Here is a 19,992-nt window from a genome sequence, read left to right on the forward strand (position 1 = left end):
AGCTGGTTATGGACTTACAATCACGACCGGCCCAACACGGGCATCGGCGGCATCACCCCGAAACAGAAACTCGCACTTGCCGCATAGCCTCTACTCATAGCTCGCGCTAAAAATGGGGGGATTACCAGAGTACATTGATCTGAGAGTCTTTTCCCATCAATAAATCAAGTTCGATCCACATGGTGTTGAGATCAATAAGCATCGCTTGGGCACAAATTGTGCGCCTCAAGCAGATGCCGAAAATCCATCGGATTGGTAATATCAGGGGAATGTGCAGGAAATATTACATCTTGCTCATGGCACGAGTTAATTCTGCGTGACCTTGCGCTGTGCCGCTTTCCGGTACGATTTCGCCGTTGCGGTTTTTGATGTCTGCCAGTTGTGCTGCCAGGCGCTCTGGTGCGTCGTCGCCGCGGCCGATCCATGCACCTTGTGTCAGTGTGATATGCGCTGCCTCAAAGCTGCCTGCGCCGGCGCACAGGATGGTGCGGGTTGGCGCACTTTCTGCTGCCAGAACCAGCATCGCCGGGACGACATCCGATGGTTGCAGGGCTTGCAGCATTGCTTCCGGGAACAGGCTCTCTGTCATGCGGGTTGCTGCGGTCGGTGCCAGACTGTTGACGCGGATATCGTTTTTCGCACCTTCTAATGACAGGGTTTGCATCAGGCCAACCAGCGCCAGTTTCGCCGCGCCGTAATTCGATTGACCAAAGTTGCCGTACAAACCGGAAGAGGAGGTCGTCATGACAATGCGACCGTATTTTTGTTCCGTCATGATGGGCCAGACAGCTTTGCAGCAATTGACCGCTCCCATCAGATGTACATCGACCACCATTTTGAAATCATCCAGCTCCATCTTGGCGAAACTCTTATCACGCAGGATGCCGGCATTATTGATCAGGATATCGACCCGACCCCAGGTATCCATCGTCTGTTTGACCATGGCCTGTACCGCGACGAAATCTGTGACGGAGGCACCGTTGGCAATCGCTTCGCCACCGGCTTGTATAATTTCTTCAACCACTGCCAGGGCGGCGGCGGATGAGCCGCCGGAACCGTCGCGCGCACCGCCGAGATCATTGACCACGACTTTGGCGCCGCGTTTGGCCAATGCCAGCGCATGTTCACGACCCAAGCCACCACCAGCACCTGTCACGATGGCCACACGGCCTTTGAAATCGATCATCATGTTTTACCTTTTAATAAAGTGAATAAGAGAGTGAATAAGAAAGTGAAAAGAAAGCAGAACGTGAAGTTGAAATAAAAAAGTACGACTATTCTATTTTAATTTGATGGCCGGAGTGACTCAGCATGCTAATTTTTTTTGCATCATGATCGCGCCGCCCATTGCTGGATCCAGTTCATATCCGGCGAAACCGAGCGTTTGATAGATACCTTTCGCGAGATGATTTCCCTCCAGAACTTCCAGCGTCATTTTGCAACAGCTGCGCTCCAGGGCGATCTGTTCGATGTGGTTCAGGATCAGTTTGGATAAACCTAGGCCACGAAATTCATCCAGTACACCAAGATCATGAATATTCAGCAAAGGCTTGCAGGCAAAAGTCGAAAACCCTTCAAAACAAATGCTGAAGCCAGCGGCTTGTCCGTCAACATAAGCAACTACCGCATACGCATTCGATCGTTTTTGCAATTCGGGAATCAAGTTGGCGGTAGCAAATGCTGACAGCGGATCACCGCCACCCACGCGGTCGGATGCATAGGCGTTGAGCAGCATGACGAGGTCGTTTGCGTGCTGGGGATTGTGCAGGTCGGCGTTGATGATGGTGTGCATGGTGAGATTTTTAGGTTTGTGTTTGTGAAATAGTTGTGGATGAATACTTGTGAGTGCTTGTTTTTCACTCTCTATCCAGCAAGCGGTGAAGAGTAGTAATGTGTTGCGTTTGAATCGAAAATAAGCAGATTAAACCCGTAAAAATTCTTCTTTATTCCCCATCCAGCGCTGCAGATGGGCGTCGACCGTCACGGTGTCATGCTGGAGTAAATCGATGGCCAGATTGCGGGCTTTTTCGACCAGCCATTGATCAGTTTCCAGGTTGGCGAAACGCAGCATGGCTTCACCCGACTGGCGTGCGCCGAGGAATTCGCCGGGGCCGCGTAACTCCAGATCTTTTCTGGCGATTTCAAAGCCATCGGTACTTTCGCGCATAGTCATCAGGCGCTGCTTCGCCGTGCCGCCCAGTGGCCCCAAATATAGCAGCAAACATACGCTGGCTGCGGCGCCGCGACCGACACGGCCACGTAATTGATGGAGCTGTGACAGGCCGAAACGTTCGGCGTGCTCTATCACCATCAGGCTGGCGTTCGGCACATCGACACCGACTTCAATCACCGTGGTCGCGACCAGTACTTGTACTTCATTTCTGGTAAAAGCATCCATCACGGCCTGCTTCTCCGCCTGTTTTAAGCGGCCATGTACCAGACCTACCCGCAGATCGGGCAATGCGGCACTCAGCATTGCATGGGTATCGGTTGCTGTTTGCAATTGTAGGGTTTCGGATTCTTCGATCAGCGGACATACCCAATACACTTGCTTGCCGTCTTGCGCTGCTGCGTGCACGCGCTCGATGACTTCGTCGCGCCGGTTCTGATCGACGACACGGGTCACGATCGGTGTGCGTCCCGGTGGTAACTCATCAATCACTGACACTTCCAGATCTGCGTAATAAGTCATTGCCAGGGTGCGCGGAATCGGTGTGGCAGACATCATGAGCTGATGCGGGATTTTTCCGGCCTGTGCTTTATTGCGCAGAGTGAGGCGCTGTGCAACACCAAAGCGATGCTGCTCATCGACGATGACCAGACCGAGATTAAAAAAATGCACTGCATCCTGGATCAGCGCGTGTGTGCCGATCACGAGCTGTGCTTCGCCCGAGGCGATCATGGCCTGCGCTTTTTCTTTGTCTTTTTTCTTCAGGCTGCCGGTCAGCCATGCGGTTTTGACGCCTAATGGTTCCAGCCATGCAGCGATCTTACGAAAATGCTGATCCGCCAGAATCTCGGTCGGTGCCATTAACGCAGCTTGATAACCGCTATCAATCGCCTGTGCCGCAGCCAGCGCAGCGACGATGGTTTTGCCGCTGCCGACATCACCCTGGAGCAGGCGCTGCATAGGGAAACTTTGTTTCAGGTCGCTGCGGATTTCTGCCAGCACGCGTTCTTGGGCGCCGGTGAGTGTGAAGGGTAGCGTCATCAAAAACGCATTGCAGAGTTCACCAACGACAGGCAACGCGGTCGCGCCTTTTGCTCTGCGAGTTGCTTGTGCCCGTTTGAGTGAAAGCTGCTGTGCCAGCAGTTCATCAAACTTCATCCGCTGCCAGGCCGGATGCTCATGTTCGATCAAACTATGCTGATCGGCATCGGGCGGGGGATTGTGTAGCAAGCGGACGGAAGCTTCAAAACTCTCTAGCTGTAATTCTGCGAGCAAGGCTGGCGACAGTGTGTCTTGCCATTGCACCTTGGTCAGCGCGGTTGCAATCGCCTTGCGTAGCATGGTTTGCGACACGCCTTCACCGGCGGGATAGACCGGCGTCAGCGCGGTGGGCAGCGGTGCGCCTTCGTTGACCATCTTGTAGCTCGGATGCACCATCTCTGCACCGAAGAAGCCGTGGCGCAATTCGCCACGCGCCCGCACCCGCATGCCAACCGCCATCTGCTTGGTCTGGCTGCCGTAGAAGTTTAAAAAGCGCAGCACTACTTGCGCCGTTTCATCCGCAATCGTGACGACCAGTTGCCGACGCGGTCGATATTGAATATCACATTCCGTCACGACGCCTTCTATTTGCACCATACTGCCACCGCGAAAACTGGCGTCATGCATGCTGGTGATTGCAGTCTCATCCTCATAGCGCATCGGCAGATGCAGCACAAAATCCATCTCTGAGCGTAAACCGAGTTTGGCGAACTTGTCGGCCAGCTTATTGACAACAAGCTTGGCTGCGCTCTTGGGCTTGGTGTCAGGGGCTGCACCAGATGCGGATCGCTTACGCGCCTTGCCAGACGCACCGGGCATCTCGGGCATATCGGGAGTGTGTGGACTCAATGGAGAAGGAGCAGGCATAAGGTAGAATGCTGGGTTTTCTGTTCGTCTGATTGGTTTGACACAAGGACTTACGCATTGCTGCTATAGACTGCTACGGCGTGCTTCATGAAATGGAATGACGTCATTCTACTGTTTTTTTATACAGTGTCTAGCGCGAAGTTTCATTGAGGTGTGAGATTGTTGTCGTTTTAGCTGTTTTTAGAGGTTTCCTAAACTGACTCCGCAATGTTGATGCGGGTTTTCAGATGAAAAGCCTTGCGAAGCCGCATGAATACTGTGTGTTTGTTTTTAAAAATTTCCTTTAGACCTTTCTTTTTTTACCTGACCGTTCTTACTTATTGCATCGCATGTCTACCCTGACCCTGAGTGATTTTGATTTTGATCTGCCCGAAGAGTTGATCGCGCAAACCGCCTTGCCTGACCGCTCGGCATCACGTTTGCTGCATGTTGATGGCGACCGTCTGGTTGACCGGCATTTTGCCGATATTGTCGAGCAATTGACGGCAGGCGATTTGCTGGTATTTAACGATACCCGCGTACTCAAGGCGCGTTTTCATGGCGTCAAGGAAACCGGTGGTAAGGTCGAAATGCTAGTCGAGCGCGTGATCAGCAATACGGCTGACGAGCATATTGTGCACGTCCAGTTGCGCGCTTCCAAGTCGCCGCAGGCCGGTGCAAAAATTCGTCTGGCAGATGCCTTTGATGTGGTGGTCGGCGAGCGTGCCGGTGAATTTTTTACTCTGCATTTTCCCGGCGATGTATTTGAGTTGATCGAGCAATATGGTCGCCTGCCTTTACCTCCTTACATCAATCACGAAGCCGATGACTTTGACGAACATCGCTATCAAACGGTGTACTCACGCGTGCCTGGCGCGGTTGCTGCACCAACGGCTGGCCTGCATTTTGATCAGGCTTTACTTGACCGTTGTGCGGCAAAAGGTATCCAGTTTGCCTATGTGACTTTGCACGTCGGTGCCGGTACATTTCAGCCCGTACGTACCGAGAATCTGGCGGATCACGCCATGCACAGTGAGTGGTACACCATCTCAGAAGCTACGGTCGATGCGGTGCGCGCCACGAAGGCCGCCGGTAAATCCGTAGTCGCCGTTGGCACAACCAGCATGCGTGCGCTGGAGTCGGGGTCGCAATCGGGCAGTTTGCAGGCCGGTAGTGATGACACCCGCTTGTTTATTACGCCGGGCTATGTTTTCAAGACCGTCGACAGGCTTATCACCAATTTTCACTTACCAAAATCAACCCTGCTGATGCTGGTATCCGCCTTTGCAGGCTATGATCGCATCCGTGCAACTTATGCTCATGCCATCGCCAGTCGCTATCGTTTTTTTAGTTATGGTGATGCGATGTTGTTGACGAATACCTCTGGGCAGGAAGAGACAATCACAATCCCTCTGGAATAGATTGTTTTAGGTTGAACAATCCGAGAATCAGTGAGCTACAACATGCGCATCACTGGTTCACACAAATTTTTGGTGCGCGCGGCGCACCTTACAATGCACTTTTATTTTTAGGTCGGTAAATCCTATGCTTGAATTTCAATTAATTAAAAAAGACAAAACCACCGCTGCCCGTCGCGGTCGCGTCACCGTCAATCACGGTGTGATTGAAACGCCGATCTTTATGCCTGTCGGTACCTATGGTTCTGTGAAGGCGATGTCGCCGCTGGAGCTGAAAGAGATTGATGCCCACATCATTCTCGGCAACACCTTCCATCTGTGGCTGCGTCCGGGTCTGGACGTGATCAACAAGTTTGGCGGTCTGCATGACTTCATGGGTTGGGACAAACCGATATTGACTGACTCAGGCGGCTTTCAGGTTTTTTCTCTGGGTGCCATGCGTAAGATTACCGAAGAGGGCGTGAAGTTTGCGTCACCGATTAGTGGCGAGCGTCTGTTTTTATCGCCAGAGATTTCCATGCAAATTCAGCGCGCGCTGAACTCCGATATCGTCATGCAGTTCGATGAGTGCACACCGTATGAAATCGACGGTCGTCCGGCAACGTTAGAAGAAGCGGCAAAATCCATGCGTATGTCGCTGCGTTGGGCGCAGCGTTCCAAAAACGAGTTTGACCAGGGCGGCAATCCAAATGCCTTATTCGGCATCGTGCAGGGCGGCATGTTCGAGCATCTGCGTGACGAATCATTGGCCGGTCTGAATGACTTGAATTTTCACGGTATTGCGATTGGTGGCTTGTCGGTCGGTGAGCCGAAGGAAGATATGCTGCGTGTACTGGCGCATGTCGGACCGCGTTTGCCCGAGAACAAACCGCATTACCTGATGGGAGTCGGTACGCCGGAGGATCTGGTGGCCGGCGTTGCCAATGGTATCGACATGTTTGATTGCGTTATGCCGACCCGCAATGCGCGCAATGGCTGGATATTCACCCGTTACGGCGATGTCAAAATCAAGAATGCCCGCTATAAAGAAGACAAAGCACCGCTTGATGAAACCTGTGCCTGCTATGCGTGCAAAAATTTCTCACGCGCCTACTTGCACCATCTGCACCGCACTGGCGAAATCCTCGGCGCACGTCTGAATACGATTCACAATTTGCACTACTACCTGGAACTGATGAAGGGAATCCGTCAGTCTTTGGATGATGAACGTTTCCCGGAATTCGTCGCGCAATTCCATGCTGACCGTGCCAGAGGAGTCTAATGATGTACCTGCACAAAACAAATAAATATCGCCACGCACTGACCGCTTTATTCAGTGCAGCAGTCGTCTTGTTCGCACCGCATCAGTCAGCGTATGCCGATGCCGAAGTCGCCAAAATCACCGACGCGAATCAGTCCGCGCCGGCAAAAGGTCTGATGTGGGAAATCAAGGCAGGTCAGAAAACCGCTTATCTGCTGGGATCAATCCATCTGGCTAAACCGGATTTTTATCCGCTGACAACGGCGGTAGAAGAGGCGTACACCAAGTCGAAGATCCTGGCAGTCGAGGTAGATGCGACGGACCAGAAAGCAATTGCTAAAGTCATGCCGCAGGTTATATATAAAGCGCCGGACCAGTTAGACAAACATATCTCCGCTGAAACCTGGGCAGAACTGAACAAGGTTGCAGGTCCCGCCATTACACAATTACAAATGCTTAAGCCCGCTATGGTCAGTACCGGCTTAGTCGTCGGTGTCATGATGGGGCAGGGCTATCAGCCGCAGGCCGGTATTGATGTGTATTTCCTGAATCGTGCTAAAGCAGATAAAAAGAAAATTCAGGAATTAGAAACACTGGCGTTTCAGATAAAAGTATTGACTGATTTCAGCGATAAAGAAGGCGATGAAATGCTGGCGTCTACCCTCAAAGGTATCCAGAGCGGCGAAGCGGTCAAAGAAGCCGAGAACATGGTTGCTGCCTGGAGAACCGGTGACGCACCAGCCCTAGAAAAAATCCTCGACGACCTCAATAACAAAGACGCCGCCTCTGCCAAGATGATGAAGCGTTTACTCGACGACCGCAATGTGGGCATGAGTGAAAAAATCATTAAATTGATGAATGGTGGACAGTCAGTTTTTGTGGTTGTGGGGGCGGGTCATATGATTGGTAAAAACAACATACTCGAATTTCTTAAGAAGAAAGGCTTCCAAATACGTCAGGTGGAGTAATGCTAGTGTTATTGGCATGTCTGATGCTGCTGTTTCCACTAATGTATGGCAAAGCATGTTCTACAGCGAAACGCAGCATAGTCGGTGTCACGTAGGAGCGGTGAGTACGATTAATTACCGCCATGTAGAAACGTCCGAAAAAATTTTTACAATGAACCCTTGTGCCCAGAGTAACTACAATGCGCTGTGGATTAATCACTTCAACGCCTACGCATGAGCGAAATATCAGATGTTTGTCATTTGCGCCCAGAATCACTTGCGCGCGCGTATGACTGTCGTTGATGTGCTGATTCAAGACAGGGTAGCGGTTGTCAAATAAGCTGGTGCTGCGTTGTGAGAGCAAAGACGACACAGGACATCCCAAGCTCGATGTTCTCAGCCCCATCGGGCGTACTAATACGTTGCGGAACGCCATCATGCGAGATACTCCTTTCGGAGGATTCTCCAGGAAGCCCTTGAGTACGGCGCTTAAAATTTTATCTGCCTTCAAATTGCTGATGTCATTTAGCTCTAATGTCAGGCTAAATGTGTCGTCATGATGCAAACGTACCTTTTCAAGTTCGTTTGTAAGTAGTGAGTCAATTGGCGTACCGGTTAATTCCACTACTTTGAGCCCTTTTCCATTGTCTGAAAAAAAGCCGCTTGGTCTTCGCCATGCTGCCCAGGCACCACGTACCATCCCTAGCTTGCCGCGAGTCGTGTCGCACACAGTACGTTGAAGCGTTCCGGGCGGCGCATCCAGGGATAGGGCAATGGTTGGGATGTGTGTCTGTTGAAAATCGGGCAGCTCCAATAGGCGGAGAATTTTTTCTGGAAGTAACTCAGTCAGTGACGGTATGCTCGCCTCATTATTAAGAACTTGTTGACGTAGCGTCTCGGACAGGGTGCCACCTAATTCGTTTGTATGACAAGACAAGGCAAAAAATACCGGGTGCTTGGAGTTTTCTGTCAGCGGGGCAAATTGATGCCAGGTTTCACCACCGAAACGCACGGTGAAAAGACAGTCTGGTGGAATGTTGATGTATTGCAGAGCTTTGATGAAATTTTTGGCGTCAACTTCTATCTGTTCCGGTGATGCGGTAGAGAATCGTAATTGTGCGCCACCGCTACCGGAGATCGCAGTAAATATTCTGTGTCCGGCGTGACGATGAAATGGATGTCCTTTTGCTCCGACAGCGAACGAGTAGAGTGAAGTTACATCGCCTTTCACAAAATCAGTTCCAGCTAATTTTGCAGATGGTTCATCCAGTTCATCGATAAAATCCTGATGAGCGCTTTGTCTGGCTAGTACACTGGCATACAGATGATTGCCAGATCCGTGTCCGAGCTGAGCAATGAGCGAGACTTCGACAGGTAGGCCGCCAGATTGTGATGCAATTCGCGCAGAGGGAAAAGCTCCTGTTATTTTCTTTAATTCCAACATTGTGTTTTTCCTGCAAATAAATAAGTAGGTGACGAATATTGCCGTTCCAGTATGTTGAATATCTATTTTACGCAGCGATTATTAAATTCAATCATCCTCGGAATCACTACCATCGTCTTTCACTTTTTTCGTACGCTCAATATCGAGTTTAGCTTTCATTGCACTGACATTTTGCATAAGTTCGTCTGTACTGTGATCGGGACTGATGCGTATTGCGGGTGGCAAGAGCACGCTCATAAACGCTTCACCAGAAAGTCGGCCCAGTTTTTGTTCATTGCTCATCAGGATCAGGCTGGAACTTAATAACATTAACAACACGGATACGCCCGCGAGGCGTTTGGGATGATGTGGTTTGATCGTGAGCAGGTGAAAGAACAGCATGGTGCATGCGGCCATGATATACAAATGCACAATATAGCGGCTTAGCCAGTCGAGCGAGAAGGCGTAAGCAATCACGCTGAGACCGAGCTCCAACAGCGTCAGCGCCGTTATGCCTGCACCGAAAATAAACAGATGGCGGCCAAAGCGCGGGTGCTGGGCAAATAAGCGATTCGCAATTGCCCAGAGTCCGCTCCACACCAGACCGCCGCCCAGGATATAGGCGATTGCCTGGACATAACTGATTGCCTGCAACGGCTTGGTATCGGTTTGCCAGGTGGAGTAAATCGCAAACAAGGCGATCAGGAACGTACCGATCGTTCCCGGTACAAAACCTTCCCAAGTGTGCCGGGTGCGGTCGGGTGCTTCTGGCGCGACGGTAAAACTCGTGTCGCGTATTCGGATGCTTGTGTGCCCGATACGGATCACGGTGTTGCCATTCAGTGCGATGGTCGACTGACGTTTTCCCCCTAGGATAATGCCATTGAGGCTGCCGGTATCACGTGCACATAATTGCGCCTCGCTGTCGAGTTCGATGATCGCATGGTGTGCCGCGATATGTGCATCGTCCAAAATCACATCATTATCGTAAGCGCGTCCGATGCGGACCGGCAGTGTCTGAATCTGATGGCGCTGTATGACGTCACCATTGCGTGCCAGGATTTCGATGAAATAAGGGGCGCTCATTTTTTGCTCCCGCGTGACAACGCATCGAGGAAGTTGCGTGTCGTCTTCAAGCCGTTTTCGTAGGAGACGCCGGTCACATCAATGCGACTCTGCAAACTGGCCTTGGCTTCATCTGTGCTAGCAGTAAATAGAGTGAAGTTATACAAACCGACAAACTTCCGATAGGCGCGGACACAGAGTACCGCGCGCAACGGCAGAGTTTTGGTCGTTACAAACTGTTCGGTACACGAGGCACTGGTCAATTGGCTGTCTTTGCGGGAGCCCATGTTATTCGCTTTGAACATACGACTTGCCAGAAGCGAGAAACGTAAGGTGTCCAAAGTCTTGGTGGTGACATACTGATGCCCCATAGAGACATGCCCGGTCTGTTGCGAGTCGGAGATAAAAATCGCCGACTCCATTTTGCAGTTGATGCTGTCGACCGTAAATCCCACCTCATCTTTGACGTTGGAGTGCCCCCAGCAGCGCACCTGATCCGATTCTCTGACGGGAACTTGATAGGGTCCCATCGTCTTTTGCGTGAACGGGGAATCTAGCAGCCTGGCGATCATGCCACGCTGATGTTCCAGCAACTGGTCGCCGATCAGGGGATTGAAGTCTTTGGGTGTTTTGCTCTGCTTCGCGACTTTTCTTAATAACTCTTGTCCGTATTTGATCGGCACTAAAAAACTTACCAGCTCGCCGTCCAGGCGCTTGGATACATTGACGCCGGCAACCGCACCATCGACATTGACACTGGGGCCGCCGCTCATACCGGAATTGATGGGGCCAGTGAACATCAGCTGGTCATAAAAACTGCGGGTAATGACGCCGTTATAGGAACCTTCTGAAATCGCAAAGCCCAGATCCAGGGGATTGCCGAGTGAGTAAAGGTATTGCCCTTGCGTCAGCGGCGCCAGCGTATCGGGAATTGTGAAAAAGCCAGTGCCGTTGCGGTTGATCCTGACGACTGCAAGATCATGCAGCACATCGACCGCCAATAATTCGACGGGGCCGCGCTTACCTTCGGTGTCTATGTACTCGCCTACGTACACATCGGGGTCAAGTGCCATTTGTGACACCACATGGTAATTCGTCAGCACCAGATTGCTGGTACCAATCAAAAATCCGGAGCCGACCGAGGACTGGCTGCGCGCATTTTTCAGCAACATGCGGATTTGTAATAAGTCGGCTTTGGCGGAGGAATATAGTTTCTGTGCGGCAGACGAGGGGGGCTGACGCACCTGACTGGCGTCGCTCTCAGTGGCAGCCTGAGCCGGTAGCGATGCTTGAGGTGCCGCAGAAGCCAGTAGCGGGGCTGTCAAACTCGCCAGACTGATCAGGCAGGCACGCCACATTGCCGGTTGTATGAATCGCATGCTATCTTCCGTTGATATATTTTCATTAATATTGCCGCTAGCATAACTTAATTGAGCATTCCTGTATGCGGTACCGATTGAATTACACTCAAATTCAGTGCGGCAATCCGGATTATGCTGCCATACAAATGTTGCTTAACTACCTGATTTGTGCAGGATTTCCACAAAATCTGCCCGGCAGCGGTTTAAATCTTGATTGGCCGAACATCGTCACCATACTAAAACCTAGCATTCACGCTCTCCAATGCTAGAATGTGGCGCTTTGCGATCGTTGGCAGACTCTTTTAATTGGTATTTTTGTCACCATTTGATGACTTGATGTCGATTTATTCTTGCCTTGCAGATAATTATTAAAATTTAAGGAATTTCAACGTGTTTATTTCCAATGCTTATGCGCAGTCTGGGCCAATGGCCAGTGGCGATTTTTCTGGGTTGTTTATTTTCATCCCAATGATCGTTTTGATGTACTTCTTGATGGTTCGTCCTCAAATGAAGCGTCAAAAAGAACAAAAATCCATGATGGAAGCGTTGGCGAAGAACGATGAAGTCATTACCGCTGGCGGTGTCTTGGGCAAAGTGACTAAAGTGACTGACGCTTACGTAACACTTGAAATTGCCAATGGCACTGAAGTTGTAGTGCAGAAAATTGCCGTCACCATGTTGCTGCCTAAGGGCACCATCAAAGCGATCTGATCCTCTGATCCGGCGCAGCTTGCAATCGGGCTGCGTTGCTCATTCAGCCCAGCTTTACTCTTATTCTGAACCGATATGAATCGCTATCCTCTCTGGAAGTATCTTCTCATTGTCATCGCACTGGTCTTTGGTGCGCTGTACACCGCGCCAAACTTCTTTGGTGAATCACCTGCATTACAAATCAGCAGTACCCGTTCTACGGTAAAAATCGACAGCAGCATGGTCGACCGTGTTGATCAGATCTTGAAAAAAGAAGCGATCGCTTCGACTAGCCTGACCTATGAAAACAACGGTGTTGTCGGTACAGTGCGCGCACGTTTCAAGGACACAGACGACCAGTTCAAAGCGAAATCGGTGATCGAAAAAGCATTGAATCCAGATTTGGCGGAAGTTACTTATGGCGTAGCGTTTAACCTGTCGCCAAACACGCCGAAATGGCTGCAAAGCTTGCATGCCTTCCCTATGTATCTGGGTCTTGATTTGCGCGGTGGCGTGCATTTTCTAATGCAGGTTGATACCAAAGCCGTGTTGAACAAGCGCTTGCAAGGTCTGCAATCCTCAGTGCGTACGGTATTGCGTGATAAAGAAGTCCGTCATGCAGGTATCTCTCGTGATGGTGATGTGATCAATGTGAAATTCCGTGATGCAGAAACGATGACGAAGGCAATTAATGTCATCGGCAATCAGATGTCGGATGTGAATTTTGTTGATACCAAAAATGCCGACAACACCGAAATTAATCTCCAGGTCAGTCTGAAACCAGAGGCATTAAAAGCCGCAATGACCGAAGGTGTAAAGCAAAACATCACGGCCCTGTCCAAGCGCGTGAATGAACTCGGTGTAGCAGAACCTATCATCCAGCAGCAAGGCGCAGATCGTATTGTCGTTGAGTTGCCAGGTGTGCAGGATGTCGCTCGTGCGAAAGAAATCATTGGTCGCCAGGCGACACTGGAAGTGCGTCTGGTTGATGAAAGCGTGATTGGTGTCGTCGATGACAGCACCGCGGTGCCTTTCGGTTCTGAGATGTTTAAAGTTGGTCGCGGTGGTCCGGCAATCCTGTACAAAGATCCTGTGATCACGGGAGATTATATTTCCGGTGCATCAGCAAGTTTCGATCAGCATCAGCAACCAGCCGTCAGCATTGATCTGAATGGCGATGGTGGCCGCAAGATGCGTGAAGGTACGCGTGGCAAGATCGGTAAAAAAATGGCGATCGTCTTATTTGAAAAAGGTAAGGGCGAACTATTGACCGTAGCCACGATTCAGGATGAACTCGGTTCCCGCTTCAATATTACCGGTATGGGCTCTACTTCCGCCTCATCGGATCTGGCCTTGTTGTTGCGCGCTGGTTCTTTGGCGGCGCCGATGGATATTATTGAAGAGAGCACAGTTGGTCCTCAGCTTGGTGTTGAGAACATCAAGAAAGGGCTGAACTCAACACTTTATGGCTTCATCGCTATCGGTATTTTCATGGCAGCGTATTATTTGCTGTTCGGTGTGTTCAGCGTCTTGGCGTTATCGGTGAACTTGTTGTTACTGGTTGCTATATTGTCTTTATTGCAGGCCACACTGACACTGCCAGGTATGGCGGCGATTGCGCTGGCTCTAGGGATGGCGATTGATGCGAACGTATTGATTAATGAACGTATCCGCGAAGAGTTACGTGCCGGCAGCACCCCACAGGCAGCGATTGCCACAGGTTTTGATCGCGCATGGGCGACGATTCTCGATTCCAACGTGACGACTTTGATTGTTGGTCTGGCCTTATTGATGTTTGGTTCCGGTCCGATTAAGGCATTTGCGATTGTGCATTGCTTGGGTATTGTGACGTCAATGTTTTCTGCGGTATTTGTCTCACGCGGTGTCGTCAATCTCTGGTACGGACGTAAGAAAAAACTGAACTCGATTGCGATCGGTCAGATCTGGAAACCGACCGAATAGTTAAAGACTCAGCATCGATCAGAATATAAGGACTCATCATGGAATTATTCCGTATCAAAAAAGACATACCGTTCATGCGCAATGCGCTGATTTTCAATGTCATCTCGGCACTCACATTTGTTGCTGCCGTGTTTTTCCTGTTGCACAAAGGCTTGCATTTTTCCGTCGAATTTACTGGTGGTACTGTCATGGAAGTGACGTATCCAAAGGCGGCGAATGTGGATGCGATTCGTAAAACAGTGGATAGCCTTGGTTTCACTGATACGCCGGTGCAGACGTTTGGTAAGGCACAGGATGTTGTTATCCGTTTGCCCTTGCCGAAAGATGGTAATTTTCAGCAACAAACTGATCGTGTTTTGCAAGCATTGAAAACACAAGATCCGGAAGTGAAATTACAACGTACGGAGCTCGTCGGTGCACAGGTCGGCGATGAGCTTGCCCACGACGGCCTGATGGCTTTGTTGATGGTGATCGCAGGTGTCGTCATCTATCTGGCAATCCGCTTTGAATGGAAATTCGCGGTCGCTGCGATCATTGCGAACTTGCATGACGTCGTCATCATTCTGGGATTCTTCGCTTTCTTTCAGTGGGAATTTAATCTGTCGGTATTGGCAGCGGTACTCGCGGTACTCGGTTATTCGGTCAATGAGTCGGTGGTTATTTTTGATCGTATCCGTGAAAACTTCCGCAAACAGCGCAAGATGTCGGTGACAGAGGTGATTGATAATGCGATTACCAGCACGATCTCGCGTACCGTTATTACTCACGGTTGTACTCAGATGATGGTGTTGTCGATGCTGTTTATCGGCGGCCCGACTTTGCATTATTTCGCGATTGCGCTGACCATCGGTATTTGCTTCGGTATTTATTCTTCCGTGTTCGTTGCAGCCGCGATTGCGATGTGGTTAGGCGTTAAACGCGAAGACCTGATCAAGCCGATCAAGGAAAAAGACGAGACCGACGGCGCAGTTGTATAAATCTACGTAAGCCGGATGCGTCAATCACGCAACTGAACCGAGTTGCATGTAACGAAAAGTATTAAAAGTTAAAGCCAGCCTGTATGCTGGCTTTTTCTTTGTTAGCATTACATATTGCGATATTTCTGAGACAAGCGGTTTTGACAAAAATCTTGTTGTTCAACAGAACGAAACCATCAAATCTTTGTCCTAGCCAAGGACGGTAGATTAGCCGCTCATTTGGTTGCGTATGTTGTTGCATGTCTCGGCGCATATTTTGTCGTACATGTGGCCGTTTATACGCAGACCCAAAATCTCATTATTCTCATCAGAACAAGACATCACCGGTATCCCTTCAAGGCAAACAAGTATGAGTAAATTAAAAACGACCGTTATCGTATTGGGCATTGCCGCTATTGCAGCAGGTGGTTACTACAAGTGGAGTGTTGGCAAAGCGGATACCGCTGACAAAGCTGCAAAAGCGGCCGGTGCCGGTAATCGTCCTGTCAGTGTGACGACCGCGATTGCACAACAACGTGACTATCCCGTTCGTCTGAGCGCTAACGGCATTGTGACTGCACTCAATACGGTCGATATTCGTTCCCAAATTACGAGTACCGTTGCTAAGGTACATATCAAAGAGGGGCAGTTTGTGCGTGCGGGCGAGTTATTGTTCACGCTGGATAGCCGTCCTGATGAAGTGAATCTGGCCAAGGCACAAGCGCAACTCGATAAAGATCAGGCGTCGCTGGCCGATTTGCAACGCCAGTTAGCGCGTAGCAAGGACTTGCTCGATAAAAAATTTGTTTCACAAAGTGTGCTTGATACCAGCCAGACCCAGGTTGATGCCCAGCTTGCCGTGATTGCCTCGGATCGCGCTGCTGTGAATGCGGCCAAGGTGGCATTGAGTTACAACCGTATCGTTGCACCTGCCGCCGGACGCACGGGTGTGATCAGCGTTTATCCGGGATCGCTGGTGCAGGCGAATACCACGGCGACGCCCTTGGTCACGATCACTCAGATGGATCCGATTGCCATCAGCTTCCCGCTGCCTCAGCGCAATTTGCAGGACGCCCTGGAGAGCATGCAACAAGCTGGCAACGCGGTGACAGCGCAATTGCCAGATCGTCCTGATCAGTTCAAAGGCCGTATGCAGTTCGTCGATAATGCTGTCGATGCTTCGTCAGGAACGGTGAAGGCTAAAGCGGTCTTTGATAACAAAGGATTGAAATTATGGCCAGGTGCATATGCGAACGTCGACTTAAGCGTACGCACCTTGAAAGATGCGATTGTGATCCCGATGGATGCGATGGTTGTCAGCCCTAAAGGCACCATCGTCTACATCGTCGATGCAGATGGCAAGGCCGCCTTACGTCCCGTCACTTTATTGAATGCCGCAGGTGCGGACGCCGTCGTCAAAGGCATTGATGCAGGGGCGAAAGTTATTGTGGATGGTAAGCAGAATTTGCGGCCAGGTAGCGTAGTTCGTGAACGTACTGCGGATAGCAACGGTGCTGATAAAAATATGAGGAAAGCATCAGCCAGCGCGGTGCCAGTGTCCGCTCCGGCGTTAGTTCCAGCCGCTGCATCAGCATCAGCGAGCGCATCATGAATTTGTCGGAGCTGTTTATCCGTCGTCCGGTAATGACGGTATTGCTGAACCTGTCGATTATCGTTGCCGGTGTGCTGGCATATCGCTATATTCCGATTGCCGCGTTGCCTAGTTACGATACTCCGGTGATCAGCATCAATGCTAACTTGCCTGGTGCCAGTCCTGAGACTATGGCGACTTCGGTGGCGCTGCCGCTGGAAAAACAATTTGCAACGATCCCTGGCTTGTCGGTGATCAGTTCCAGCAATACGCTGGGTTCGACGTCGTTGACGCTGGAGTTCGATCAGAACCGGAAAATTGATGCCGCCGCGGTTGATGTACAAGCCGCCTTGTTGCGCGCCCAGCGCTCGCTGCCGCAAGACATGACGTCGCCGCCGTCCTATCGCAAAGTCAATCCCGCTGATGCGCCGATTCTGTTTTTGGCACTGACTTCACCCTCCTTGAGTTTGTCCGAATTAACGAGTTATGCCGAGCATCTGATTTCACCTAGTTTATCCACTCTGGACGGCGTGGCGCAGGTGAATATTTTTGGTATCAAACGATATGCCGTGCGTGTACGCGTAATGCCGGAAGCGCTGGCAGCACGGAATATCTCACTTGATGAATTGTCTGCCAGTATCCGTGCCTCCAACGCCAATACACCGGTCGGTACGCTGGAGGGCGACAAACAGACTTTGACGTTGCTCGCGAATCGCCAGTTACAGAGCGCAGCTGAATTTGCCGATCTGATCGTTAGTAACAAGGGCGGACAGGTGGTACGTTTGCGCGATGTTGCCAAGATCGAAGACAGTTTTGAGACTGTAAAATCGGCGGCGAACTTCAATGGCGAGAGCTCGATTACATTAGCGATCCAGCGCCAGACGGATGCCAATACGGTGAAAGTGGTCGACGCGATCAAGGCCGCTTTGCCAGGCTATCAGGCCCAGCTGCCTGCCTCGGTCAAAATCAATCAGGTGAATGATCGCTCCGTGTCTATTCGCGATGCTTTGCATGACGTGAATCTGACGCTGTTGCTGACGATATTTCTGGTCGTGATCGTGATTTTCTTATTCTTGCGCCGTATGGTTGCAACGATTATTCCGACCTTGTCTTTGCCGGTATCACTGATCGGTGCGATCAGTTTGCTGTGGGGTTTTGGCTATACCCTGGATAATATTTCTTTGCTGGGCCTGACACTGGCGGTCGGCCTGGTCGTCGACGATGCGATTGTGATGCTGGAAAATATCATGCGCCATGTCGAAGCTGGCGAGCCACCTTTTAAAGCGGCGCTGCAAGGCTCGCGTGAAGTGGGTTTTACGATTATTTCGATTTCGACTTCTCTGATCGCGGTGTTTATTCCGATCTTCTTCATGCCTGGCGTGATTGGTCAGTTGTTTCATGAGTTTGCTGTGATCGTGTCGCTGGCGATTGTGGCGTCGGCGTTTGTGTCGCTGACACTGGTTCCGATGCTGGCGAGTCGTTTTCTGAAAAGCGAGCATGAAATGAAGGAGCCACCGCGTTTGATCGCAGCCTTGCTGCATGTATTTGAAAACAGTTTCAACGCCTCCTTAAACGCCTATGCCCGTGGTCTGGATGTCGCGCTGCGTCATCGCGGCGCCGTCTTGCTGGTGGCTCTGGCGACCTTCGTTGCGACCGCGTATATGTTCACGTCGATCCCGAAAGGCTTCTTCCCAGAAGAGGATATCGGGCAGATCAACGTGTCGACCGAGGCGGCAGAGGATACCTCTTTCCCGGCCATGGTGACCTTGCAGGATAAGGTTGCCAAGATTATTCGTGATGACCCGAATGTCCTGACCGCGACTTCATTTAACGGCGGCAGCGGTTCACAAAACACAGGTCGTATGTTTATCAATCTGAAGCCGCGCGATCAGCGTAAGCCGATGAAGCAGGTCGTCGATGGCTTGCGCAAAAAACTGAGTGAGGTCGCTGGTATTTCTGTTTTTTTGCGACCAACCCAAAACTTGCAGTTAGGCGGGCGTCCGAGTAAGAGTCAGTACCAATACATCTTGCAGAGTGTGGAGGCCGGTGAGCTGAGCGACTGGTCCTTAAAACTGCAGGATAAGTTGAGGAACGATCCGGCATTTAAAGACGTGACGACTGATTCCCAACTCAAGGGCTTGCAAGCCTCGCTGAATATTGATCGTGACCGTGCCAATGCGCTGGGTGTGGCGATGGATAGCGTACGGTCGAGTCTGTATAGCGCATTCGGTGAGCGTCAGGTATCTACCATGTACACCAACGTGGATAGTTATCAGGTGATTATGGAACTGGCACCTGATGCGAAAAAAGATGAGAGCGCGATTAACGCCATTTATGTACGCAGCAATACTGGTGCTTTAGTGCCTTTGTCGAGTTTCGCGACGATTAAGCGCACAGTTGGCCCGACCTCAATTAATCACGTAGGCCAGTTGCAGGCGGTGACAGTATCATTCAACCTTTCGCCGGGATCGGCGCTGGGTGATGCGACTAAAAAGATCGAGCAATACCGTGATGAGATTAAATTACCAGCATCGATCATCACCTCCTATGGCGGCGATGCTGCGGTATTCAAGGATTCTCAGTCAGGTCAGGTCGTACTGATTGTCGCCGCTTTACTAGTGATCTATGTTTTGCTCGGCGTTTTGTACGAGAGCTATATTCATCCGCTGACGATTCTGGCTGGATTGCCTTCGGCGGCAGTGGGCGCGTTGCTGATGTTGCAGATTTTCGGTGAAGATCTGACTTTGATTGCGACGATCGGTATCTTGCTGCTGATCGGTATTGTGAAGAAAAATGCGATCATGATGATTGACTTTGCGCTTGATGCGCAGCGCCATCACGGCATGACACCGCCAGAGGCGATTCGCGAGGCGTGCATCCAGCGCTTCCGGCCTATCATGATGACAACACTGGCGGCCTTGGTCGGTGCTTTACCGATTGCTTTTGGTTTAGGCGCTGGTGCTGAATTACGTCAGCCTCTAGGGCTTGCCGTTGTCGGTGGTCTGATCTTCTCGCAGGCGATAACCTTGTTTATTACGCCGGTGATTTATCTGGCACTGGATCGTTTCAGTGGCAAGGGACCTATCGTCGGGGATACGCTGTAGTCTGTCCTCATGCACAGCCGGCCGCTGTCGGCGTCTGGCTGTGGTGTACCTGTAGTGAATAGTCATAAAATCATATACTCCCCCTTTATTTTATAAAAATAACCCTATTCCCGCGCTTTTATAGGGAGGTTTATAAAATACAGGTAGGGGGTATATATTTTTTTAGAGGCGATGGTAT

14 protein-coding genes are annotated in these 19,992 nt (G+C 50.7%); 8 read left to right on the forward strand and 6 right to left on the reverse strand.

Annotated elements, in window-relative coordinates; genetic code table 11:
* Window positions 1-283 precede the first annotated feature (283 nt).
* The 3 genes from ACO0LE_RS14195 to recG all read right to left on the reverse strand — a co-directional run bounded on the left by ACO0LE_RS14195 (window position 284) and on the right by recG (window position 4,030).
* Entirely contained in the window at window positions 284-1,189 is a 906-nt protein-coding gene (locus ACO0LE_RS14195) for an SDR family NAD(P)-dependent oxidoreductase (RefSeq protein WP_422961008.1), read from the reverse strand.
* Between the two features lie 117 nt (window positions 1,190-1,306).
* Window positions 1,307-1,792: a GNAT family N-acetyltransferase gene (locus ACO0LE_RS14200; protein ID WP_422961009.1), complete on the reverse strand. Its 486-nt coding sequence runs from the start codon at window positions 1,790-1,792 to the stop codon at window positions 1,307-1,309.
* 129 nt (window positions 1,793-1,921) lie between these two features.
* Window positions 1,922-4,030 (reverse strand): ATP-dependent DNA helicase RecG, encoded by a 2,109-nt coding sequence (gene recG / locus ACO0LE_RS14205; RefSeq protein ID WP_422961088.1) that lies wholly within the window; start codon window positions 4,028-4,030, stop codon window positions 1,922-1,924.
* Between the two features lie 377 nt (window positions 4,031-4,407).
* Here recG and queA point away from each other — a divergent pair, with 377 nt between their 5' ends.
* The 3 genes from queA (at window position 4,408) to ACO0LE_RS14220 (ending at window position 7,683) form a co-directional block, all read left to right on the forward strand.
* Window positions 4,408-5,478 (forward strand): tRNA preQ1(34) S-adenosylmethionine ribosyltransferase-isomerase QueA, encoded by a 1,071-nt coding sequence (gene queA / locus ACO0LE_RS14210; protein ID WP_422961010.1) that lies wholly within the window; start codon window positions 4,408-4,410, stop codon window positions 5,476-5,478.
* Window positions 5,479-5,602: 124 nt separating this feature from the next.
* On the forward strand, window positions 5,603-6,736 hold the full coding sequence (gene tgt, locus ACO0LE_RS14215; protein ID WP_422961011.1) for a tRNA guanosine(34) transglycosylase Tgt: 1,134 nt from the start codon (window positions 5,603-5,605) through the stop codon (window positions 6,734-6,736).
* A gap of 2 nt (window positions 6,737-6,738) precedes the next feature.
* Entirely contained in the window at window positions 6,739-7,683 is a 945-nt protein-coding gene (locus ACO0LE_RS14220) for a TraB/GumN family protein (RefSeq protein ID WP_422961012.1), read from the forward strand.
* Here ACO0LE_RS14220 and ACO0LE_RS14225 read toward each other — a convergent pair.
* From ACO0LE_RS14225 to ACO0LE_RS14235, 3 genes are all read right to left on the reverse strand, one after another.
* Window positions 7,646-9,106 (reverse strand): DUF2867 domain-containing protein, encoded by a 1,461-nt coding sequence (locus ACO0LE_RS14225; RefSeq protein ID WP_422961013.1) that lies wholly within the window; start codon window positions 9,104-9,106, stop codon window positions 7,646-7,648. The two genes, ACO0LE_RS14220 and ACO0LE_RS14225, sit on opposite strands and share 38 nt — an antisense overlap.
* Before the next feature lie 87 nt (window positions 9,107-9,193).
* Window positions 9,194-10,171 carry an FHA domain-containing protein gene (locus tag ACO0LE_RS14230; RefSeq protein ID WP_422961014.1) on the reverse strand — a complete coding sequence of 326 codons (978 nt, stop codon included), beginning with the start codon at window positions 10,169-10,171 and terminating at the stop codon, window positions 9,194-9,196.
* Window positions 10,168-11,529 (reverse strand): S1 family peptidase, encoded by a 1,362-nt coding sequence (locus ACO0LE_RS14235; protein WP_422961015.1) that lies wholly within the window; start codon window positions 11,527-11,529, stop codon window positions 10,168-10,170. Before ACO0LE_RS14235 ends, ACO0LE_RS14230 begins: the two co-directional genes overlap by 4 nt.
* Window positions 11,530-11,901: 372 nt before the next feature.
* On the opposite strand from ACO0LE_RS14235, the gene yajC reads away from it, so the two are divergent.
* From yajC to ACO0LE_RS14260, 5 genes are all read left to right on the forward strand, one after another.
* Window positions 11,902-12,222: a preprotein translocase subunit YajC gene (yajC, locus tag ACO0LE_RS14240; RefSeq protein ID WP_422961016.1), complete on the forward strand. Its 321-nt coding sequence runs from the start codon at window positions 11,902-11,904 to the stop codon at window positions 12,220-12,222.
* A 75-nt stretch (window positions 12,223-12,297) separates the two neighbouring features.
* Entirely contained in the window at window positions 12,298-14,163 is a 1,866-nt protein-coding gene (gene secD, locus ACO0LE_RS14245; RefSeq protein WP_422961017.1) for a protein translocase subunit SecD, read from the forward strand.
* A gap of 38 nt (window positions 14,164-14,201) precedes the next feature.
* Window positions 14,202-15,140, forward strand: a complete 939-nt coding sequence (gene secF, locus ACO0LE_RS14250) for a protein translocase subunit SecF (RefSeq protein WP_422955590.1) — start codon at window positions 14,202-14,204, stop codon at window positions 15,138-15,140.
* A 349-nt stretch (window positions 15,141-15,489) separates the two neighbouring features.
* Window positions 15,490-16,731: an efflux RND transporter periplasmic adaptor subunit gene (locus ACO0LE_RS14255; protein WP_422961018.1), complete on the forward strand. Its 1,242-nt coding sequence runs from the start codon at window positions 15,490-15,492 to the stop codon at window positions 16,729-16,731.
* Window positions 16,728-19,814: an efflux RND transporter permease subunit gene (locus ACO0LE_RS14260; RefSeq protein ID WP_422961019.1), complete on the forward strand. Its 3,087-nt coding sequence runs from the start codon at window positions 16,728-16,730 to the stop codon at window positions 19,812-19,814. Before ACO0LE_RS14255 ends, ACO0LE_RS14260 begins: the two co-directional genes overlap by 4 nt.
* Window positions 19,815-19,992 lie beyond the last annotated feature (178 nt).

It is taken from the genome of Undibacterium sp. Xuan67W, assembly GCF_049340165.1.
GTDB lineage: Bacteria > Pseudomonadota > Gammaproteobacteria > Burkholderiales > Burkholderiaceae_D > Undibacterium.